General features: G+C 66.5%; 17 protein-coding genes. 4 read left to right on the forward strand and 13 right to left on the reverse strand.

All coding sequences use genetic code 11. The features are described 5' to 3' along the window. Positions 1-57: 57 nt before the first annotated feature. From mnhG to AC56KL_RS21480, 7 genes are read right to left on the reverse strand one after another with little or no spacing between them, the layout of a single operon-like run. Entirely contained in the window at positions 58-456 is a 399-nt protein-coding gene (mnhG, locus tag AC56KL_RS21450) for a monovalent cation/H(+) antiporter subunit G (RefSeq protein WP_497182206.1), read from the reverse strand. Beyond that, on the reverse strand, positions 453-731 hold the full coding sequence (locus AC56KL_RS21455; RefSeq protein WP_497182207.1) for a K+/H+ antiporter subunit F: 279 nt from the start codon (positions 729-731) through the stop codon (positions 453-455). The genes mnhG and AC56KL_RS21455 overlap by 4 nt, the downstream gene beginning before the upstream one ends. Next, a complete protein-coding gene (locus tag AC56KL_RS21460; protein WP_497182208.1) occupies positions 715-1233 on the reverse strand; it encodes a Na+/H+ antiporter subunit E in 519 nt (172 codons plus the stop codon). Before AC56KL_RS21460 ends, AC56KL_RS21455 begins: the two co-directional genes overlap by 17 nt. Then, a complete protein-coding gene (locus AC56KL_RS21465; RefSeq protein ID WP_497182209.1) occupies positions 1230-2879 on the reverse strand; it encodes a monovalent cation/H+ antiporter subunit D in 1650 nt (549 codons plus the stop codon). Before AC56KL_RS21465 ends, AC56KL_RS21460 begins: the two co-directional genes overlap by 4 nt. Beyond that, a complete protein-coding gene (locus AC56KL_RS21470; RefSeq protein WP_497182210.1) occupies positions 2876-3220 on the reverse strand; it encodes a Na+/H+ antiporter subunit C in 345 nt (114 codons plus the stop codon). The genes AC56KL_RS21465 and AC56KL_RS21470 overlap by 4 nt, the downstream gene beginning before the upstream one ends. Beyond that, entirely contained in the window at positions 3220-6141 is a 2922-nt protein-coding gene (locus AC56KL_RS21475) for a monovalent cation/H+ antiporter subunit A (protein WP_497182211.1), read from the reverse strand. Before AC56KL_RS21475 ends, AC56KL_RS21470 begins: the two co-directional genes overlap by 1 nt. Before the next feature lie 48 nt (positions 6142-6189). Next, positions 6190-7071, reverse strand: coding sequence for a universal stress protein (locus tag AC56KL_RS21480; protein WP_497182212.1), 882 nt, complete (start codon positions 7069-7071; stop codon positions 6190-6192). A 157-nt stretch (positions 7072-7228) separates the two neighbouring features. Here AC56KL_RS21480 and AC56KL_RS21485 point away from each other — a divergent pair, with 157 nt between their 5' ends. Next, positions 7229-9004 carry an ABC transporter ATP-binding protein gene (locus AC56KL_RS21485; RefSeq protein WP_497182213.1) on the forward strand — a complete coding sequence of 592 codons (1776 nt, stop codon included), beginning with the start codon at positions 7229-7231 and terminating at the stop codon, positions 9002-9004. Here AC56KL_RS21485 and AC56KL_RS21490 read toward each other — a convergent pair. From AC56KL_RS21490 to AC56KL_RS21515, 6 genes are all read right to left on the reverse strand, one after another. After that, a complete protein-coding gene (locus AC56KL_RS21490; protein ID WP_497182214.1) occupies positions 8986-9984 on the reverse strand; it encodes a Gfo/Idh/MocA family protein in 999 nt (332 codons plus the stop codon). The two genes, AC56KL_RS21485 and AC56KL_RS21490, sit on opposite strands and share 19 nt — an antisense overlap. Then, positions 9984-12185: a heme-degrading domain-containing protein gene (locus tag AC56KL_RS21495; RefSeq protein WP_497182215.1), complete on the reverse strand. Its 2202-nt coding sequence runs from the start codon at positions 12183-12185 to the stop codon at positions 9984-9986. The genes AC56KL_RS21490 and AC56KL_RS21495 overlap by 1 nt, the downstream gene beginning before the upstream one ends. After that, the gene (locus AC56KL_RS21500) at positions 12182-13519 is read right to left on the reverse strand and encodes an MFS transporter (protein WP_497182216.1); all 1338 of its coding nucleotides are present in this window, start codon (positions 13517-13519) and stop codon (positions 12182-12184) included. Before AC56KL_RS21500 ends, AC56KL_RS21495 begins: the two co-directional genes overlap by 4 nt. Next, positions 13506-14570 (reverse strand): glucokinase, encoded by a 1065-nt coding sequence (locus AC56KL_RS21505; protein WP_497182217.1) that lies wholly within the window; start codon positions 14568-14570, stop codon positions 13506-13508. The genes AC56KL_RS21500 and AC56KL_RS21505 overlap by 14 nt, the downstream gene beginning before the upstream one ends. A gap of 44 nt (positions 14571-14614) precedes the next feature. After that, complete coding sequence (locus AC56KL_RS21510; RefSeq protein WP_497182218.1) at positions 14615-15961, reverse strand: GH1 family beta-glucosidase; 1347 nt, start codon at positions 15959-15961, stop codon at positions 14615-14617. A 67-nt stretch (positions 15962-16028) separates the two neighbouring features. Continuing rightward, positions 16029-18491, reverse strand: coding sequence for a TonB-dependent receptor (locus AC56KL_RS21515; RefSeq protein WP_497182219.1), 2463 nt, complete (start codon positions 18489-18491; stop codon positions 16029-16031). A 281-nt stretch (positions 18492-18772) separates the two neighbouring features. On the opposite strand from AC56KL_RS21515, the gene AC56KL_RS21520 reads away from it, so the two are divergent. The 3 genes from AC56KL_RS21520 (at position 18773) to AC56KL_RS21530 (ending at position 22178) form a co-directional block, all read left to right on the forward strand. Next, on the forward strand, positions 18773-19783 hold the full coding sequence (locus tag AC56KL_RS21520) for a LacI family DNA-binding transcriptional regulator (protein WP_497182220.1): 1011 nt from the start codon (positions 18773-18775) through the stop codon (positions 19781-19783). Positions 19784-20026: 243 nt separating this feature from the next. After that, entirely contained in the window at positions 20027-20452 is a 426-nt protein-coding gene (locus AC56KL_RS21525) for an organic hydroperoxide resistance protein (protein ID WP_497182221.1), read from the forward strand. 568 nt (positions 20453-21020) lie between these two features. Continuing rightward, positions 21021-22178 (forward strand): MFS transporter, encoded by a 1158-nt coding sequence (locus tag AC56KL_RS21530; RefSeq protein ID WP_497182222.1) that lies wholly within the window; start codon positions 21021-21023, stop codon positions 22176-22178. The last annotated feature ends 76 nt before the right edge of the window (positions 22179-22254 follow it).

Here is a 22254-nt window from a genome sequence, read left to right on the forward strand (position 1 = left end):
CGAGCCGCCCTAAGCCGGCGCCTGAGCATCCTGTTTCGCCCTCGAATCCAGCGCCCATTACCGGTGGCCAGGAATTCCCTTGTCCTCTTCCTCGGGGATCACGTACACCGCGCCCGCCGTCGCTCCCGCGTCATGCTTGCGCGCCCGCAGGTCGCGGTATACGGCGGCCCGCATGATCGTCATCGACACGACTGGGGCCGTCATCAGGATAAAGACTGAGATGATGAGCTCGTGGATGACGGGCCGCGACTGTGTCACCGTGAAGTACAGCATCGAAGCAAGCAGCAGGCAGCTGGCGCCGAGCGTGACTACGAGGGCGGGACCATGGATGCGCTGGTAGAAGGTTGACAGGCGCAGCAGGCCTAGCGCGCCGATGAGGGCGATGGTGGCGCCCAGCACCAGCAGCAGGGCTACCGTCAGGGCGGCCCAGCCCGGCAATTGTTCGATTCCGCTCATTCGATGATCTCCCCGCGCATCAGGAACTTCGCCAGCGCCACGGTCGACACGAAGCCCAGCAGCGCGATCAGGATCGCCACCTCGAAATACACCTGGGTGCCGAAGCGGATGCCCAGCACAATTGCCAGCAGCATACCGCCCATCCAGAGCGTATCCAGCGCCAGCACTCGGTCGTGCGCGGACGGGCCGAGCAGTAGCCGCAGCGCACAGAGGGCCAGCGCCACCAGCACGCAGACCAGCGCGTAGCCGATCGCCAGTTCAAGAAGGGTTTGCATTGTCCGTCTCCGATTCAAAGATCTCGATCAAGGGTTGTTCGTAGCGGCGCTTGATGGTGTCGATCCACCACTGCTGGTCATGCAGGTCGAACACGTGCAGCGACAGCTCATAACGCTCCGGCAGGATCTCCACCCACACCGTCCCCGGTGTCATGTTGATCAGGCAGGAGAGCATCGCCAGGCCATAGGGGTCCCGGATGCTCAAGGGCACGCGGATGAACTGCGTGTTCACGGTCTGGTAATCGCTGAACAGGATGACGCGGGACACGTTGAAGCAGGAGCGCACGATTTCGACAAGGGCGATGCCTGCCAGGCGCAGGAAGGTCAGCGGTGCGCGCAGGCGCGGATAGCCAAAGGGCTGCAGCCGGCGCGTGAGCAGCGGCACCACAATGCCGAGCAGGGCGCCGAACAGCAGGTGGGCAGGGTCAAGCGTCTGGTTAAGCAGCAGCCACAGCGCGCACAGCGACAGTGAGACAATGGGAAAGGGCAGCCAGGGTGTCATGGCGTCTCCGCGGCGCGGGTCTGGCCGGGCACCGGCGGCGTGCCCAGGACCCGCTCGATGTACAGGCCTGGCCGGTGCAGGTCGCCGCTGGCGCGCGCCAGGTACCCGTACACTGTCTGCGCCTGTACAGTCAGCAGCACCGAAAGCGCCAGCAGGGCGGCCACCGGCACCGCTTCGGCCACGTGCAGGCGCGGCGGGCCGAGCGTGTCGGCCGCCCAGAAAGTACGCACGCCGAAGCGCATCAGCGACACGATGGCGACCAGTCCGGAAACGATCACCAGTGCCATCAGGGTCCAGCCGGCGCCGCCAATCGGAGGCTGGCCGGGCCCGGGATTGACCAAGGCATGGAACAGGCCGAACTTGGCGACGAATCCCGACAGCGGCGGCAGGCCGGCGATCATCAGGGCGCAGGCGGCGAAGGCAAGCGACAGGAAGGCCATCACCGCCGGCACGCCCCGGCCCTTCGGCTCGTCCGGCGTGTCCTCGACGGCATACACTTCCATGGTCAGCGCCAGCACCGCAGCGCCCGGCGTGCGGATGCGGTCCACCAGCTCGATCAGCAGCACAAAGGCGGCGACGGCGACGGTGGAAGCGATGAAATAATACAGCCCGGCGGTGACGAGCGACTGTTGGCCGTAGCCGATCACAGCCAGCAATGTGCCGGAGGAGATGATTGCCGCATAGCCGGCCATGCGCCCGGCGGCATCGCTCGCCAGCATACCCGCGGCGCCGAACACGATGGTTGCCATCCCGCCCCACAGCAGGGCATCGTAGCCGAAGCGTGAAGCCTCACCGGCGCCTTCGGGGAAGACCAGCAGCCAGATGCGCAGGATGACGTAGGCGCCGACCTTGGTCATCAGGACCAGCATGACGGCCACCGGCGGCGAGGCCGCCGCATAGGTGGTGGGCAACCAGAAACCCAGCGGCCACATGGCGCCCTTGACCAGGAAGGCCAGCGCCATCACCGCCACGCCGGCCTGGAGCAAGCCCAGCGCCTGCGGCGGCAGGGTGGCGACCCGTGCAGCCAGGTCGGTCATGTTGAGGGTGCCGGTGGTGGCATAGGTCAGCGCGATCCCGACCAGGAACAGCAGGGCGGCAACCAGGTTGACTGCGATGTACTGCATGCTGGCGCGCAGGCGCGCCACGTTGTAGCCGTGCAGGACCAGGCCGTAGGACGCGGCCAGCATCACCTCGAAGAATACGAACAGGTTGAACAGGTCGTGGGTGAGAAAGGCGCCGTTGATCCCCATGAGCAGGAACTGAAACAGCGAATGGAAGTGCACCCCGATGCGCCCCCAGCGCGGCTGTGCGTAGTGCAGGGCAGCCAGGGCCAGCACCGCGGTGAGCACCAGCATCACGGCGGACAGGCGGTCGGCCACCAGCGTGATGCCGAATGGCGCCGCCCAGTTGGCGGCGAAATACGCCCCGACATTGCCAAACCCGCCGCCTGGCCAGCGCCCGTCGGTGAGCAGCACCAGCGCCAGCGCATTGGCCAGCAGGCCGAGCACCGCCGCATAGCTGGCGGCGAACTTCAGGCGGTGGCGGCCCTCCGTCAGCGGCACCAGAAGCGCCCCGCACAGCAGCGGCAGGAGCACGGGGATGACGACGAGGTGGCGGGTCCAGTCCAGGCCCGTGAGGAAATTCATGGTTCGGGCTCCTCGCCGTCGACATGGTCGGTGCCGGTCAGGCCGCGCGCGCCGATCATCACCACCAGAAACAGTGCGGTGGTGGCGAAACCGATCACGATGGCGGTGAGCACCAGCGCCTGGGGCACCGGGTCGGCCAGCACGGCCGGATCGGGCACGGTGCCGGCCGGCGTCAGCGGCGGCTGATCCACGGTCAGGCGGCCCATGGCGAAGATGAACAGGTTGACGGCGTAGGACATGAGCATCAGTCCCGCAAGCACCTGGAAGCTGCGCGGACGCAGCACCAGCCAGATGCCGGCGCCGAACACGACGCCGATGGCCAGCGAGAGCACGGTTTCCATTACTGGATCTCCTTGGGCGGGGGCATGGCGGCCAGTGCGGCGGTGCGGGTCGCAGCGGGCGGCGTGCGCCGGCTGCGCAGCGACTGGTGGGCCAGCGCCACCAGGATCAGCATAGTGGTCCCGACCACCACGAAGAACACGCCGAGGTCGAATACGAAGGCCGAAGGCAGGTGCAGTTCGCCCAGCAGCGGCAGCGTCACGTGGGCCGTGTGGCTTGTCAGGAAGGGATAACCGAACAGCCAGGCGCCGAGGCCGGTGGCGCAGGCGGTCGCCAGGCCCCAGCCGATCCAGCGGTGCGGCCGCAGGCGCAGGTGCGATTCGACCCAGTCGGTGCCGGCCACCATGTACTGCACGATGAGGGCGGTGGCGAAGATCAGGCCCGCCACGAAGCCGCCGCCCGGCAGGTTGTGCCCGCGCATGAAGAAGTACACGGCGATGACGCCCATCACCGGGAGCAGGAAGCGCAGGTATACGGCCTGCACCATCAGGTATCCTTCGCGTGCCTGCACTGCCGGCTTCTCTCCTACCGCCGGGTCGACGTCATTGGCCTGCTGGACCGGTATCGCGACGCTCTCCGGCGCCGGACGGAAGCGGCGCAGCAGTGCGTAGACCGTCAAGGCCACCGCCGACAATACGGTGATCTCGCCCATCGTGTCGAAGCCGCGGAAGTCCACCAGCAGCACGTTGACGACATTGGCGCCGCCCCCTTCGGGCAGGGCACGCGTGACGAAGAAATCGCGCAGGCGGGCGCTGGCGCCTTCCTGCGGCGCCGTCAGGACCGCGTAGCTGGCGGCCGCCAGCCCCAGTCCGCCGGCCAGCGCCACAAGTGCGTCGCGCGCGCGGCGCAGATTGCTGGCGAGCGGGACGCGTCCTGTGAGGTGGGCCGGCTGCAAGCGTGGCGGCAGCCAGCGCAGACCCAGCAGGATCAGGACCGTGGTTACGGTCTCGACCATCAGCTGGGTCAGGGCCAGGTCCGGCGCCGACAGCCACAGGAAGGTCATGCTGGTAGCCAACCCGGTGCCGCCGACCAGGGCCAGTGCCGCCAGCCGGTGGTACTTCGCCTTCCATGCAGCAGCCACGGCGCATCCGGCGCCGATCAGCCATAGCAGCGTGAACAGCGGATCGGCATTGGCCAGGTCCGGGGTGACGAAATCGCGCGCCGGCTGCGCCAGCAGGATCGGCACTGCCACCATTGCCGCCATCAGCACCAGCAGCTGCGGCTGCAGGCGCTGGGTACCGGCCAGGCGCAGCAGCCAGGCCGCAGCTTGCGACAGGCCGAGCATCACGTTCTCGTACAGCTGGGCGCCCTTCAGACGGTGCAGCACAGGTACCCGGTCGCGCTGCGCCAGCGCGAACCAGTTGCGCAGGACCAGGTAGCCAAGCAGGCCTCCGGCCAGGGCGGCGACGCTCATCATGAGCGGCAGGTTGACGCCATGCCAGATCGCCAGGCTGTACTTGGGCATGGTGGGACCCAGCACCGCATGCGCGGCCACGGCCAGCACGTCGCCTACCACCCGCTCCGGCATCACGCCCACCGCGATGCACAGCAGCACCAGGCATTCGATCGGCACCCGCATCCAGCGCGCCGGCTCGTGCGGCTCGTCCGGCAGATCGCGCGCCAGCGGGCCGAAGAACACGCTGATGAAGCGCAGCGAATAGATCACGCTGAACAGGCCCATCAGGCCGGCGGCCACGGACATCCACCAGTTGTCGCTGCCGCCCACGACCATGGTCTCCGTGAAGAACATTTCCTTGGACAGGAAGCCGTTCATCAGCGGCACCCCGGCCATCGCCGCGGTGGCGACGATGGCCAGTGCCGCCGTGTGCGGCATGGCGCGCCGCAAACCCCGCAACCGGCGCATGTCGCGCGTGCCGCTCTCGTGGTCGACGATGCCCACTGCCATGAACAGCGACGCCTTGAACACCGCGTGGTTCATGGTGTGGAACACCGCCGCCACCACCGACAATGGCGTGCCGATGCTGAGCAGCACGGTGATCAGACCGAGGTGGCTGATGGTGGAATAGGCCAGCAGGCCCTTCATGTCGACCTGGAAGATCGCGAAGAATGAGCCCAGCAGCAGGGTGCATACACCGGCGCTGGCGAGTATCCAGAACCATTCTTCGGTGCCGGCCAGGGCCGGCCACAGGCGGATCAGGAGGAACACTCCCGCCTTCACCATCGTAGCCGAGTGCAGGAAGGCCGAGACCGGCGTCGGCGCCGCCATCGCATGCGGCAGCCAGAAATGGAACGGAAACTGCGCGCTCTTGGTCAGCGCGCCCAACAGCACCAGGACCAGGGCCGGCACATACCAATCGTGGGCGCGGATGCGGTTGCCCGCAGCCAGCACGTCTACCAGCTCGTAGCTGCCCGCGATATGGCCGAGCAGGAGCACGCCGGCCAGCAGGCAGAGGCCGCCGATGGTGGTAACGGTGAAGGCCATGCGGGCGCCGCGGCGGGCGTCGTTGCGCTCCTGCCAATAGCCGATCAGCAGGAACGACGTGATGCTGGTCAGTTCCCAGAACACCACCAGCTGGATCAGGTTTCCCGACAGGACCACGCCGAGCATCGCGCCCATGAAGGCCAGCATGTAGGCATAGAAGCGGGGTACGGGATCGCGCCGCGACATGTAATAGCGGGCATAGAGCAGCACGAGCACCCCGATGCCGAGCACCATGACCGTGAAGACCCAGGCCAGGCCGTCCATGCGGAGAACGATGTCCAGTCCGAATGCCGGCAGCCACGCATAGCGCTCCAGTGGCACGGCGCCGGCGGCGATGAGGTCGAAGCGGGAAATGGCAAGCGCCAGGGCTGCCAGCGTGGCGAGGCCTGCGACGACGGCCGGGCGGTCGCGTGAATCGCCGGGCATGCAGGCTGCGGCGATGGCTGCGGCGAAAGGAAGCAGCAGCAGGATCAGCAGCATTGCGCTCGGCTCCTGCGGAAAAGCCGGGCCGGCTGATGGAGCGAACGCTTACCCATCGCCGGCTTCCTCCCGCACCAGGAGGGTGTCGCAGGCGAGGTGCCGGAGCAGGTCTTCGCTGCGGCTGCCCATGAATACCCGCGCCATGCCAGAGCGGGGCCGCACGCCGAGCACCACCAGCTGTACCATGTTCTCGAGTGTGTAGCGGGCCACGGCCTCGGCCACCTTGCCCTGGGCGACCGCTACGTCCAGCAACGCGCGGTCCGCAGGCGGGAGGCCACAGTCGTCGAGGAAGCGCCTGCTGCGTTCCACGCCTTCGCCAGCCGCAGCCGCCAGCACCCCGGTCAATGCGCCGGCGCCGGTTTCAAGCACGTGGAGCAGGGTGATCCGGCGGCCCGGGAACAGGTGCAGGGCGGTGTCGAGTGCACGGCGCGTGCGCTCCGAGAAGTCGTTCACCACCACGATGCGCCCGTAGCTGCCGCGCGTGCGCTGGCGCACCACGAGCAGCGGCTGCGCCAGGTCCTGCGACAGGCGCTCGGCGGTGGAACCGAGCAGAAGCTCCTGGAAGCTCTCGCCGCGCGACGCGCCCAGCACCACCATCCCGTCCGGCATGCCGTCCGCGGCCACGCGGATGCTGTCGGTGACGTCGCCTTCCACCACCTGCAGGTCCGGCGTCACGCCGGTGCCGGCGAATTCCTCCGCCAGCTCGCGCCGCGCAGCCAGCTCGAAGGCGTGGACCGTGGGGGTTCCGTCGAGCCAGGAAGCAACTTCTTCGGGCGTCTGCGGCCCATCGCGCACCGTCAGTACCGTCAGCTCGGCCTGCCACTCGCGCGCCAATTGCTTGGCCCGGTCGAGCGGACGGTCGCATCCCGCGCACAGGTCGGTTGCCAGCAACAGGTGTCGGGGCGGCAGGGTGGCTGGACTGTCGTTCACGCGAAACCTCCGTGCAAGAGCAGTGGCAAATGGCTCTACTTTAACGTTTCTGCATCGTTCGCATCAACGCGTTACCTATGATACAAGATGCCATCTCCCAGGCAACACACGCGATGGCCGTGCGCGCCCGGGGCAGGGGCCTTGATACCATGCAGGCATGCACATCCTCTGGAGCTACCTGCGCCCGCACTGGCGCCTCGCCGCGCTGGCGCTGCTGCTGGCCGGCCTGGCGCAGGTGCTGAACCTGGTCGATCCGATCATTTTCGGGAAGATCATCGACGAGTACGCGCTCAATCCCGGCAACCGGACCGACGACGAACTGGTGGCGGGCGTGCTGCGCCTGCTGGGGCTGGCCGTGCTGGTGGCCCTGCTGGCGCGCCTGGCCAAGGCGCTGCAGGAATACGTCACCCGGCTGATGGTGCAGAAGCTCGGCGTGGCCATCTTCAACGACGGCCTGCGCCACGTGCTGCGCCTGAAGTACCAGGAGTTCGAAGACCTGCGCAGCGGCGAGACCCTGTCGCTGCTGCAGAAGGTGCGCGCCGACAGTGAGCGCTTCATCAACACCTTCGTCAACACCGTCTTCGCCTCGCTGGTCGGCGTGGCCTTCCTGGTCTGGTATGCGGTCACCAAGCACTGGCTGCTGGTGCCGGTGTTCCTGGTCGGGGTGCTGGTGCTGGGCGGGCTCACCGGCCTGCTCTCGCGCGAGATCAAGACCCAGCAGCGCTCGATCGTGCGCGAGACCAACCGCAATTCCGGCTTCATCACCGAGTCGCTGCGCAACATCGAGCTGATCAAGAGCCTGGGACTGACCTATCCCGAGATCCGGCGCCTGCGCGCGCAGACCGACGGCATCTTCGCGCTCGAGATGGAAAAGGTCAAACGCATCCGCCTGCTCTCCTTCCTGCAGGGGAGCACGCTCAGCCTGTTGAAGCTGGCGATCCTGTTCGCGCTGCTGTGGCTGATCTTCCGCAAGCTGCTGTCTCCGGGCGAGCTGATCGCGATGCAGTTCATCTCGGTGGCCATCTTCGCGCCGCTGCAGGAATTGGGGAACATCATCCTGGCGCACCGCGAAGTCGAAGCCTCGCTGCTGAACTTCCGCGCGCTGATGGACAAGCCGATCGAGCGCAGGCCGCAGGACTTCGTCGAGATCGGCCCGCTCGAACAGGTCCGCTTCGCCGGCGTGGGCTTTCGCCACAAGGGCGCGCCGGAGGATTCGCTGGTGGACATCTCGTTCGGCGCCACGCTGGGCCAGACGGTGGCCTTCGTCGGGCCTTCCGGCTCCGGCAAGTCGACCCTGGTCAAGCTGCTGGTCGGGCTGTACACGCCGGCGCGCGGCAAGGTGTACTACAACGAGACCGCCACCGAAGAGCTGCGCTACAACGAGGCGCGCCGCCAGATCGGTTTCGTCACGCAGGAGACCCACCTGTTCGCCGGGACCATCCGCGACAACCTGCTGTTCGTAAAGCCGGATGCGACGGATGCGCAGATCATGGCGGCGCTGGAAGGGGCTTCCTGTGCCAACCTGGTGGAGACGTCGCCGCAAGGGCTGGACACCGTGATCGGCGAACGCGGCATGAAGCTGTCGGGCGGAGAGAAGCAGCGCCTGTCGATCGCCCGCGCGCTGGTGCGCGAGCCGCGCCTGCTGATCTTCGACGAGGCGACGTCGGCGCTGGATTCGATCACCGAAGAGCAGATCACCAACACCGTGCGCCGGATCTCGGCGCGCGCCAGCCAGATCACGATCCTGATCGCGCACCGCCTGTCGACGGTGATGCATGCGGACACCATCTACGTACTGGAGAAGGGGCGCGTCGTCGAAACCGGCTCGCACGACGCGCTGGTGGCGCAGAAGGGCCTGTACTACGCCATGTGGCGCCAGCAGATCGGCGAACGGCCGGTGCCAGGCGGCGCCGCTCAGGCGTCGGAAGGGTAGCGCAGCCCGATCTGCGCGCGGATCTCGTCCAGCAGCCCCATCAGCGCCAGCGTGTCCGCATGCGTCATCAGGGGATGCTCGACCAGCCCTGCGCGCACGCAGCGGCCGGCCTCGATGGCTTCGTGCGTGTAGCCGTTGCCGAGGTAGGGCGTGGGAATGGTGCGCGAGGAGCCGTCCTGCAGCTCGACGGTGATGCGCTCGGCCAGGTGGAACATGCGGTGCATGCGGATGCTGCCCCCCGTGCCGGAGACGATCAGTTCGGAGGCCGAGCGCGCGCGGATCGAGCAGCTGCAGACCGACAGCGTGCCGCCCGCATGCTTCATGGTGAAGACGGTGCTCGCGTCCACACCGGTCTCGCTCATGATGGCCTGCGCCTGCACGCTCTCCACCTGGCCCAGCAGGGCGCAGGCGATCGACAGCGGGTAGATGCCCAGGTCGAGCAGGGCGCCGCCACCCAGCTCGCGCTTGTTGACGCGGTGTTCGGGGTCGAGCGTGGCCGAAAAGCCGAAGTCGGCGTGCACCTGCGTCACGGCGCCGATCTCGCCGGAGGCCATGATGCGCCTGACGTCGGCGAGCGCGGGCATGAAGCGCGTCCACATGGCTTCCATCAGGAACAGGTGCTTGGCGCGCGCCAGCGCCACCACGTCGGTGGCTTCGCGCCGGTTCATGGCGAAGGGCTTTTCGCACAGGACCGCCTTGCCGCCGCCCAGCGCCAGCAGGGCATTCGCGGCATGCATCGGGTGCGGCGTGCCGATGTAGACGATGTCCACGCCGTCGGCGCGGGCCAGCTCCTCGTAGGACCCGTAGGCCCGCGCAACCCGCATGTCCATGCCGAGTTCACGTGCGAAGCGATCCGCACTCTCTTGCGTGCGCGAACCCACCGCCGCCAGCACCGCGCCGGGCGCGTGCCTGAGTCCGAGCGCGAAGGCACGCGCGATGCCGCCCGTGCCCAGGATGCCCCACCGTACCGGTTCACTCATCAGATGTCCTCCTTCACCCCGAGGTAATCCTTCAGCACCGCGACCACCATCGCGTGGTCGTCCGGCCCCGGCAGGCCGGAGACGGTAATGGTGCCGACCTGGCCCGTTCCCTTGACCACCACCGGGAACGAGCCGCCATGCGCAGCATACTCCCGGATGTCGAAGCCGGGAATGGCGTCGATGTCGCCGCCGTTCTGCACCACCTCGGTGTGGAAGTGGAAGGAACTGCGGCCGGTACGGTTGACGAGCTTGCTCTTGCGGCGGATCCAGTCCGCATGGTCGGGCGGCGCGCCGTCCGTGCCGTGCGCGAACAGCACCTGGCCGTTGCGCGCGATCTCGACGCTGACGGCCTGCTTTTTCGACCTGGCCAGTTCGACCAGTTTCAGGCCGATGTCCAGCGCCGCGTCGTTGCTGAAGCTGTCGAACTGCAGCAGCTGTTCCTGGCGGCGCAGCCGGTCCAGCGCATTGGCCTGCTCATTCATGGTGTGTGCCTTTGGCGTGAGTTCGGACAGCGCGGCGCTCACGTAGACCAGCGGCGCGTTCCAGTTGATGGCGACCTCGTTGCTGGCGAAGCTGCACACGTGGTCGAGGTAGGACAGGGCCGGCAGCGTGCTCGGGTAGGGCGGGCATTCGGCCTTGTCCTGCTGGAAGGGCTGCGGCCCGCCCGTGACCCAGCCCGGCACCGGCGCGGCCACGCTGTCGCCCTGCGACGGCCGGTGGTGCGGATGCATCGACGGCCGCGCGCCGAAGCCGGTGACGAAGGAAAGCCCTAGCGCATTGCGGCCCAGCACGTAGTCGAGCGCGGACTGGGCCGCCATCAGGTAGTCGCGCTTGCCGTTCAGCCGGTAGCCCTGCACCAGCATCATGGCCTGGTTCAGCATCACGGCATTGCTGCCCCAGACGAAGTCCTGCGCCTTCATCGGCACCCGGTAGCCAGAGTTGCGCGCCTCAAGGGCCAGGCGTGCGGCCAGGCCATCGATGCGGGCGGCGATCAGGCCCCGGTCTGCGATGGGCGTGAGGCGCTCGCGGTGGTGCGCCAGCGACATCCACGCCAGGCCGCGCACGTCGTCCCAGGCCGGGTAGGTGGCGGACACGGTTTCCGGCTGCAGCGCCGTGTAGTAGCTGTCCTTGCGGGTGCTGATGTAGAGCTCCGCCGCGGCCCAGGCCAGTTCATCGTCGACGCGGGCGTCGCCGTATTCCCCGGTGACGACGTCCGCCGGATTCTTGAACAGCACGCCCGGGTTGGCCTGCGCCCACTTCCAGGCGCTTTCGGCGGCGGCCAGCATCTTCGCGGCCATGCCCGGATACTGCTTCTGGTAGGGCGCCAGCACGCGGCTGGCGGCAGCCATCGTCGCCGCGAAGTTCAGGCTTGCTGCGGTGCTCTTGGCCACCACGTAGCGCGGCGCCTTCATGGCAAGGTGCGGCATGACCATGGCGTCGAACGTGAGGTTGGTGAGCTTGTGGTACACGCCGCCGTCCGCCGGGTCCTGCATCGTCAGCATCCATTCGAGGTTCCACATGGCCTCGTCGACGATGTCGGGCACGCCGTTGCCGGATTCCGGGATGTTCACGTCCAGCCGGTCGAACCAGGCGGGGAAGTGCTCGTAGGCCGCCAGCAGCGTATAGGTCGTGATGCCCGAGCTGGGAATGTATTTGTTGTAGTCGCCCGCGTCGTACCAGCCTTTCGGGCTGGCGATGACGGCGCCGGCCGGGCGGCTGCTCGATGCCGCCGAGGCGTGCACCAGCACCCGGTCGTCCGGGTGGCCGGCCGGACGGCCCCAGGCGCCGGCGTGTTTCGGCGCCAGCGCGATCGCCGTGCGGTTGAAGTAATAGGCCTTGAGCGAGGCCGCGCCGAGGGCGCGGTAGTTGTCGGGGCGCACCGTGAAGGCGTCGGAGGGAGCGATGCCATCCACCTTCAGCCGGTACTGGCCCGGCGCTGCTACGGCGCTGAAGTCGGCGACGCGCACCGCCTCACCGGAGGCGTCCCAGCGTACCGGGCTGCCGAGCGTGCCGCTGAACACCGGCTTGCCGCTGGCGGCATCGACGATGTCGAAGCGGGCAGCACCGGCCCTGGCAGGTATCACGGCCAGCTTCTGCGACGCCGGCAGGAAGCCGAGCTGGTTGAGCTTGACAATGCCGGCGGGCGCCGCGACGGCGCTGCCGGCCGCGAACGGAAGCAGCAGAAGGGACAGGCGCTTCATGCCGGCACCGCCTTCGCCTGCGCATCCGCTGCCGGTGCGCTGCCGTCGTCGTGGTGGAAGGGCGCGAACCAGGTCGCGAGGAAGGAAGGAATGGTGGCGATCATGACGAAGACGAAATAGCTGACGTAGCCCAGCATTTCCTGCAGGTGGCCGCTGATCACGCCGGTGACCAGTCCGCACAGCCCCATCAGGCCGGTACCGAAGGCGTAGTGGGTGGTGGTGTACTTGCCAGGCGCGAGCTGCTGCATCAGGTAGATCATGAAGCCGACGGCGCCGAAGCCGAAGAAGAACTTCTCGATGACGACGCCGGCCGTGATGGCCAGCAGGCTGGTGGGCAGGTAGATGCTCATCAAGAGGAAGGTCACGTTCGGGATGTTCACCGCGCAGCACAGCACGAACAGGGTGGCTTTCAGGCCGCGCCGCGCCACGTACCAGCCGCCCAGCAGGGAGCCGAGCAGCACGGCGGCCAGGCCGTAGGTGCCGTAGATCAGGCCGAGCATTTCGTTGGACAGGCCGAGTCCCCCTTTCGAGACCGGGTCGACCATGAAGAAGGGACCGATCTTCTCGAGGAAGCCGATGCTGAGCCGGAACAGGAAGGCGAACGCGATCATGCGCCATATGTCGCGCTTCTTGAACAGCGTGACGAAGGCGTCGAGCAGGATGCGGCCGGCATCCCGCACGCTCGAGGGCGTATCCGCGGCGCGTGCGCCTTCCGGCATCGTGCGCAGGTGCCACAGCGCCATCAACAGGGTGATGCCGCCGACCAGGAAGAAGATGATGCGCCAGGCGTCGATCCAGTCCGGCCCGAACACCTTCGGGTCATGGCCGAAGACGTTGGTGTGCAGGTAGCCGCTCAGGAACACCATGCCGCCCGCCGCGACGATCGGCCCGATGTTCCAGGACAGGCTCTGGATGCCGCAATACAGCGACTGGGCGCGGGTGTCGAGCGAGGTGACATAGACCCCGTCGCTGGCGATGTCCTGGGTGGCGCCGATGAACGAGAGCGCGAAGAACACCGCCATCAGGAAGCCCATGTAGCCGGGCAGTCCCATCGCCAGCCCGACGCCGGCGAAGCCGAGGCCGATCGCCACCTGCGCCCACAGCACGAAGAACTTCTTGGTGCGGTACATCTCGACGAAAGGCGCGAACAGCGGCTTGATGGTGTAGGCAAGGATCAGCAGGCTTGAATACTGCGCCGCCCGGCCGTTGTCCATGCCCAGGTTCTTGAACATGATGGCGGTGACGCTGGTGAGCATCACGTAGCCGAGCGCCATCGTGAAGTAGCCGGTCGGCACCCAGAGCAGGGGAGAGACCGCGGGTTTAGCGCTGTGCATGTTCGGCCTCCGCATGGGCAAGGAGCGGCGCCGGGGCCATGCCCGAGCGCAGGCGGCGGCGCGGCGGGGCGGCTGGCTGGCGGGCGAGGTGGTCGGCCAGGATGCCGGCGGCGCCCGTCAATGCCGGATAAGGGGCGGTGATGACCCAGGTCGGAATCTGCGCGGTGAAGGCGCTGAAGCGGCCCTTGCGTTCGAACCGCGCACGGAAGGGAGACTCGGCGAAGTAGCCGCCCAGGCGCGGCACCACGCCGCCGCCGATATGGATGCCGCCCTGCGCGCCCAGCGTTACCGCCAGGTTCGCGGCGACCGTGCCGAGCATGCCGCAGAAGCAGTCCACCGCTTCGCGGCTCAGGGCGTCGCCGCCTCCGAGCGCACGCGCCACGATCTCGGCCGGCGGCAGCGCCGCGTCGAGGGCGATCCCGCGGCTGGCCGCCAGCGCTTCGCGGATCAGGGCAATGCCGGGGCCGGACACGAAGCGCTCGGCCGACACGTGGTCGTAGCGCTGCCAGCAGTAACGCAGCACCGCCACTTCGCGCTCGTCGAGCGGAGAGAAGGCGACGTGGCCGCCCTCGCTGTGCAGGGGCGCCCAACGGTCCCCGAACGGCACCAGGCCGGAAACGCCCAGGCCCGTGCCGGCGCCGACCAGGCCGATGGCGCTGCCCGCGCGCGCCGCGCCGCCTCCTACCTGCATCAGGTCGGCCGGGCCAAGCGCCGGCAGGGCCATCGCCAGTGCGGTAAAGTCGTTCACCACCAGCAGCGTGTCGAGTTTCAGTTCGGCGCGCGCGGCCTCGATCGAGAAGGCCCAGTGGTGGTTGGTCATGCGGATGGCGTCGCCGTCGACCGGGTTGGCGATGGCGATGACGGCGTGTTCGACGGGCGCGCCGCAGCTGGCCAGGTAGGCGTGCACCGCGTCCTCGAAGCGAGGGTAGTCGGCGCAGGCCAGCGTCAGCATGGCCTTGATCCTGCCCGGCGCGGTCTCGAGCGCGAAGCGCGCATTGGTGCCACCGATGTCCGCGACCAGGCGCGGCGGTCCTTCGATGTAGTCGTGCATGTCTCCTCCTTCTTGTTATTGACGCCGCCGCTGCCGTGCAGGTCTTATCGGCGCCGTGCCAGGAACTCGCGGTACCACAGCGCGCTGTCTTTCAGTGTGCGCTGCTGGGTGGCATAGTCGACGTGGACGATGCCGAAGCGCTTGCTGTAGCCCGAGTTCCATTCGAAATTATCCAACAGGCTCCACAGGAAGTAGCCCTTTACGTCGACGCCCTGGGCGATCGCCTCGTGCAGCGCGTCCAGGTGGCTGCGCACGAAGGCGATGCGGGCGCCGTCGTGCACGTGGCCGTCCACCACTTCGTCCGGGTGCGCCATGCCGTTTTCCGTGATGTAGATCGGCGGCAGGTCATACTCCGCCTTCAGCTTCACCAGCAGCTCGGGCAGGCCCTGCGGATAGATTTCCCAGCCCATGTCGGTGAAACCGAGCTTGCCGGGCATCGGCTTCGGCGGGGTGTCGGCGCTGCACCAGGCGCGGAAGTAGTAGTTACAGCCCAGGAAGTCGATCGGCTGGCGGATGATGTCGAAGTCGCCCTCGCGGACCTCCGGCGCATTGGCGCCGTGGCCGCGCAGCGCCAGTTCGGGATAATGGCCCTTGAAGATCGGGTCCATGAACCACTGGGTCGAGCGCGCGTATTCGAAGGCGGCCATGTCGCGGTCGGCCTGCGAATCGGTGGCCGGGTCGGCGGTCCACTGGTTCAGCACGATGCCGAGTTTCGCGCTGCCGTTCAGCGCGCGCATGGCGCGCATTGCCAGGCCGTGCGACAGCAGCAGGTGGTGCGAGACCTGGATCGACTGCTTCAGGTCGGCCACGCCGGGCGCGAACTGCGCATTGCCGTAGCCGAGGTTGGCCGTGCACCAGGGTTCGTTGTGGGTGGCGATGGCGTCGATCCGGTTGCCGAAGCGGCGCGTCACCTCATGCGCGTAGTCGGCGAAGCGGTGCGCCGTGTCGCGGTTGAGCCAGCCGCCGTCATCCTGCAGGCCTTGCGGCAGGTCCCAGTGGTAGAGGGTCAGGTGGGCCTTGACATCCTTTGCCGCCAGCTCGTCCAGCAGGCGGTCGTAGAAATCGAAGCCCTTCTCGTTCCAGGCGCCCTTGCCGTCCGGCTGGACGCGCGACCAGGCCATCGAGAAGCGGTAGGCATCGACGCCGAGCGAGGCCAGCAGGGACACGTCTTCCCGGTAGCGGTGGTAGTGGTCGCAGGCGACCGTGCCGTCGCTGGCGTCCTTGATGTTGGCATGGTCCTGGCAGAAGGTGTCCCAGATCGACGGACCCTTGCCGTCTTCCTGCGAGGCGCCCTCGATCTGGAAGGCGCTGGTGGCGACGCCCCAGGTGAAGTCGGCGGGAAAGACGGTAACGTTGTCGAATTCGGAATCGAAAGAAGTTCGCTTGGTCATGGGACGGGTTCTTGATGACGGGGAAAGACGGCAGTCCCGCACTGCGGGACTGCCTTGGGAAGCCGGCTCAGAAATCGAAGCCGGTATTGATGCCGATGGTGCGCGGCGGCTTGTACTGCGCCAGCCACGGACCGAAGCCGTTGAAGGCGCTGGTCTTGATCTTCTTGTCGCCCACGTTGCGCACGAACGCGTCGACCCACCAGCCCTTGTTCTGGTAGCGCAGGCCGAGGTCGGCGGTGGCGTGGGCCTCCTGGCGGTCTTCCGGCCCCAGGTTGAACACCGAGAGTTCCGCGTCGGTCTCGTAGTGCGCGGTGACGCGCGGCACCAGGGTGGCGCCGTTATCGAAGCGGAAGGTGTGCTGGTACATCCAGGTGGTCGAGAAGCGCGGCGCGTGCGGCATGGTGTTGCCGGTGACGTCGAGGCAGCGATCGAACTCCGGCTTGGCGACGCAGGGGCGTGGCAGCGTGTAGTCGTTGGAGCCGGCGATCAGGGCGCCCAGCTTGGTCTTGAGCAGGGCAAAGCTGGCCGACAGACGCCCGTTCCGGCCCAGGCGCGCCGCGATTTCGGTTTCCAGGCCGTAGACTTTCGCGCCTTCCGCGTTCTCGATGGCGAGGCCCCGGCCGCCGTCGGCGAAGTTCACCGGCGAGTTGAACTGGAAGTCCTTGAAGTCCATGTAGAACAGGGCGTTGTTGACCCTGACAGCGCCGCCCATGAAAGAGCTCTTCGAGCCGACTTCGTAGTTGGTGAGGGTCTCGGGCTGGTAGGTCAAGCCGCGATCCTGGGTGCCGCCCGACTTGTAGCCGGTGGAGACGCTGCCGTAGACCATGTGGTCCTTGTCCAGGTCGTAATTCACGCGCGCCAGCCAGGTGACCTTGCTGCCGGTGAACTTGCCGTCGTTGCCCGGCACGTCTTCCTTGAAGCCCGGCTGCACGCGCGGGTCGATCGAGGGATTCAGCGCGAGCTGCGGCGCGGCGTCATTGTAGGCCCAGGTATAGGCGCGCCCGCCGATGTTCTCGCGCTCGTCGCGGGTGTAGCGCGCGCCGCCGGTCAGGTGCAGCTGCTTGCTGACGTTCCAGGTGGCCTGGCCGAACACGGCCCGCGAATCGACGGTTTCCTTCGGCTGGATGAAGGAACCCTGCCACACGACACTACCGCTGTCCTTGGTGCCGTTCATGACGGGGATGTCGAAGCGGATGCTGTTCTTCTCGCCGCCGTAATAGGCGCCAGCCTGCCAGTCGACGGTGCGGGTGCCGGTCGACTGCAGGTAGACCTCATGGCTCTGGCTGCGATAGTCGGAATCGGTGGTGGTGTGTTCCTGGAACACGCCGCCCGAGCGGATCGAGGTCGGCAGCACCGCGCCACCGTCCTGGTCGAAGCGCATCGTGCCCTGGTACTTCGAGAAGCCGGCGATGTAGTGCAGGGCCATGTCCTGGTTGATGTCCCAGGTCAGGCGGCTGCGGACGTTGTCGCTGTCGCGTTCGATCCAGGGAGCGCTGTCGCTCAGCATCGACCAGTGCTTCTGGCCGGGGCGCGGGGTCTGCATCAGGTTGGCGCTCGGGGTGCCGCGGTCGGCGAATTTTTCGTAGGCGACGTTCCACACCAGGTTCGGCTGGATGTGCCACAGCAGGCTGACGCGCGCGGCGGTCTGGTCCTGGGCGCTGTACTTGCGGTCGCCCACGGCCCACTGGTTCGGGTCGATCGGACGGAAGGCGGCCGGGGCGCCGCCCGCGGCCAGGTAGGCGGCGCGCTGCTGCTCGATCGGCACGCCCGGGAATTTCTGGTAATCGACGTAGCCGTCGTGCTGCTCGTGGACGATCGCGAAGCGCAGGGCGGCGGTGTCGGACAGCGGCACGTTGACGGCGCCGCGCATGCCGTAGCGCTTGTAGTCGCCGATGCCACCTTCGACATAGCCCGAGCGGCTGTTCAGTTCCGGCTTCGCGGTCTGGATGTTGACGGCGCCGACGGTGGAGTTGCGGCCCCACAGCGTGCCCTGCGGACCGCGCAGCACCTCGATGCCTTCGACGTCGAACATCAGGGCGGTGGCGCCTTCCGCGCGCGGCGAGTAGACGTTGTCGACGAAGGAAGCGACTTCCGGGTCGGCATACTGGGTCTTGGCGCTGTCGTTGCCGATGCCGCGCAGGGTCATGGTGGTGACGCCGTGGTCGCCCTGTGCGGTGGCCTGGAAACCCGGCACCAGCTGGACCACGTCGAGCATGGTCTGTACGTGGTTGTCGGCCAGGGTCGCGGCCGACAGCGCGGTGATTGCGATCGGCGTCTTCTGCAGCGAGGTGGAACGCTTGGTCGCGGTGACGATGACTTCGGCCATGCCGTTGCTGTCGATGGCAGGCGAAGGTGCCGCGGCCGGCGCGGTGGCTGCCGGGCCGGGCGGGGTGTCGCCGGGGCGCGCAATGTCGGGCGCGGTCTGGGCGGAGGCATTGCCGATGCCGGCCACCAGGGCGAGGACGGCGAGGGTGATCGGGGCGAGGTCAAGGCGCGAAGCGCGCCGGCGCTGCGGTGCTGAGGTGTTCATGCTGTCTCCAATGTTCGAATTATTGAGTTCTGTTACCTTGGTGCATGCTTTTCAAGAAAACGGTTTCATAAATCTTGAAAACGATTTCATGCTAAATCTGCAAAGGAGGAGAAGTCAAATGGTTTTTTGAAAAAGTTAACGAACGGGTGTTCGGGAACGCATTCATGAAAACCTATGAAAGATTTTCATGGCGTGTTAAGCTCAGCTTTGCAGGGTGTGGCCGCCAGCCTGCACCACGACTTCCGCCCACCATCGGCCGCCATCGAACAGCGAACGCATCCATGAAGAACGACGAGTCCGGCACCGCCACCCTGAACCAGGTTGCCCTTGCGGCCGGTGTGTCTCCCGCCACGGTCTCGCGCTTCCTGAACGGGACTGCCAAGGTCGCCGACGACAAGCGCCGCACCATCGAGCGCGTCATCGAGGAACTCAACTACAAGCCGAACCGCCTGGCGCAAAGCCTCAAGATGGGCAGCACGCGCACCATCGGCGTGCTGACGCAATCGCTGGAAAGCGGCTACTTCAATCGCGCCATGGTCGGCATCGAGGATGCCGTCAAGGCGTCCGGCTACGCGCTGCTCATCATGAGCGGCCACTGGCATGCGGACGAAGAGGCCGAGCGCGTCGAGCTCCTGATCGCGCGCCGCGTGGACGGCGTCGCCATCCTCACCGGGAACATGAGCGACAGCCAGATCCTCGATTTCTCGCGCCGTGTGCCGATCGTCGCGTTCGGCCGCAAGGTGGCGGGCGAGCGCGTGCTCGGATTCGGGCTCGATAACTACCGCGGCGCCTGCGAGGCGGTGGAATTCCTGGTGGAGCAGGGGCACCGCCGGATCGCAATGATCACCGGCCCGGCCGACCACGAGGATGCGCGAGCGCGCCTCGCCGGCTACCAGGACACGCTGGCGCGGCACAAGATCGAGGTCGATCCGCAAATGATCGTGCCGGGCGACTTCCAGGAGTCGGGCGGCCTGCTGGCGGTGAACCAGCTGCTGGCCTCGAACCAGCGCTTCACCGCGATCTTCGCGAGCAACGACCTGAGCGCGTACGGCGCCCGCCTGGCGCTGTACCGCCGCAGCATCCGGGTGCCGGACGATATCTCGATCGTCGGCTTCGACGACCTGCACAGCTCGATGTACACGACGCCGCCGCTGACGACCGTGCGCCAGCCCCTGTACGAGGTCGGCATCAAGGTCGGCCGCATGGTGCTCGGCATGCTCGGCCATGAACAGCCCGATGAAGAGATGCCGGCCTTGAGCCTGATCGTGCGCGAATCCGTACGGCGGATCTGAGCTTTTGCCAGGCCATTCGGTCCGCCGGCACACAGATCGGATAAAAATCGCTTGCAATTAAATAGCTCGCTATGTATTATCTTTTCCGTGGCGGGCAGTGCTGCATGTGCTTCAGCCCAGTACGCGTAGTGAAGGCGAAGCATGTTGCGCCAGCCAGGCCAGACAGGCAGTCATTAAGTAGCGCACTATCTAATCGCATATATTAACCGGGTCGATCCCGACAACCAACAGAGGAGTATTACCATGGCTATCGAAAAAGTTCTCTACCGCGCTAGCGCCACCGCCACCGGAGGCCGCGACGGCCGCGCAGTGTCGTCCGACAAGGCGCTCGACGTCAAGCTGTCGACGCCGCGTGAGCTGGGCGGCGCCGGCGGCGAGGGCAGCAACCCCGAGCAGCTGTTCGCGGCGGGCTACTCAGCCTGCTTCCTGGGCGCCATGAAATTCGTCGCCGCACGTGACAAGCTGAAGATCTCGCCGGACGTGTCGGTGCAGGGCAGCGTCGGCATCGGACAGATCGCCAGCGGCTTTGGCATCGAAGTGCTGCTGCAGATCAGCCTGCCTGGCGTGCCCGAAGACGAGGCCCGTACCCTGGTCGAGCGCGCCCATATCGTGTGCCCTTACTCGAACGCGACCCGCGGCAACATCGATGTAAGCCTGCAGATCGTCTGACCCGCCATCGGGATCTTCGGATCGAGAGGCCAGCCTTGCCGGATTCAATCAGCCCGGCAGGCTGGCTTTCTTTTTTTGACTATTGTTTGGCTTATTTCTGCTTATAAGCCGACTTATAAAGCGGACTCTTCGATTTCACAGTTGTTTGATAAATGGTCGTAATACGTTTCACGAATATCGGATATAAACCGCCTTGAATATATTCTTGCAACTTGTCCGGAAGACTATTTGCTTAAAGACACGCTTGAGCTGGAAATTCAATATCGTCCTGTATTGTTTGCAGTCATCCGACAATTTTTTCTGCCGCGAGCGCGGAAGCATTTGCTTACATTTAGGCGAATTTACCGCAATCACTGGGCACTTTTGCCGGCTTCCATAGCGCTTTGCCAAGGATGTTGTCATATTTGCGTCGACGCAAAACAACGCCCAAAAAAATTTTTCCGCACGGCAAACACAAAATTTTTCCCGCGTTTAGAATTGCCCCCCATCAGCTTCCTGGCGTAAATAATTAAAGCGATCAGGATGGGCTGGCAATTGAAAAAACCCGAAAAATTTAACAATCTCGCCGATGCACACCACTGTTTCCAATTCGCGCTTTTCTTTTAGTTTCGCGCAAACCCAGCAATACGCACTTCCGGTCCTGTTTGCCCTGTTCGGCCTCGCCATGGGTTCGTGGGCCGGCCGCATCCCGGCCCTGGCCGAGCGTGTCCAGGTCTCCCACTCGGCCCTGTCGATGGTCCTGCTGTGCGGCGGCCTCGGCGCCGTCGTGTCCTACCCGGTCTCCTCGTTCCTGATGACCCGCTTCGGCGCGCGCAAGTCGATGCTGGTCTCAGGCATGGCTCTCTTGGGCGTGCTGGTGTCGATCGGCATGGCGCCGACCGTTTCGCGCCTGATGCTGTCGGTCCTGATGCTGGGGATTGCCTCCGGCACCTTCAACGTCGCCATCAACTCGGCCGCGACCAGGCGTGAAAGGCAGACCGGCAAGGCGGACATGTCGATGCTGCACGCCCTCGCCTGTGCAGGTGGCCTGGCGGGCGCGACCTTGGGTAGCCTGATGGCCAGCCTGAAGATTGCTCCGGGCACCCACTTCCTGATGCTGGCCGGCCCGCTGGCCGTGGTGCTGTGGGGCGCCTTCAGCATGATGGACGCCGACGACAGCGGCGAGAAGGTCGAGAAGAAGTCGTTCTCGCTGCCGCGCGGTCCGCTGGCACTGCTGGGCCTGCTGGGCTTTCTGGGCTCGATGTCGGAGGGCAGCATCGCCGACTGGAGCGGCGTGTTCCTGAAAGAACACTTCGGTGCGTCGGACAGCCTGGCGCCACTGGCACTGGCTTCGTTCTCCATGATGATGCTGCTGTCGCGCATGGTCGGCGACAGGCTGAAAGTGCGCTTCGGCGCCCAGCGCCTGATCACCATCGGTGCGCTGGTGGCGGCCTCCGGCCTGTTCTTCGCCGTGTTGTCGCCGAACGCCTTCGCTGCCCTGGGCGGTTTCGCGATCGCCGGCCTCGGCCTGGCGCTGCTGTTCCCCTTCGTGTTCAGCGCGGCCGGCGCGCAAGGTCCGATGGCGCTGGCCGCCGTCGCCAGCATGGCCTACAGCGGCAGCCTGGTGGGTCCGCCAATGATCGGCGCCGTTGCCCACTTCGCCGGCATGAAGGCCGCCATGGCCTTCATCGGCGGCCTGTCGCTGCTCATCGCCTTCGTGGCCAGCCGCACCAGGCTGCTGAAGTAAGGTTTTACCGAACCCGTCGCCGGCGCCGCCCGGCATCCGATCCTCGCACGGCGCAAGCCGGCTTCCAACGCAGACC

This window comes from Telluria sp. ZB4P34 (assembly GCF_059686055.1).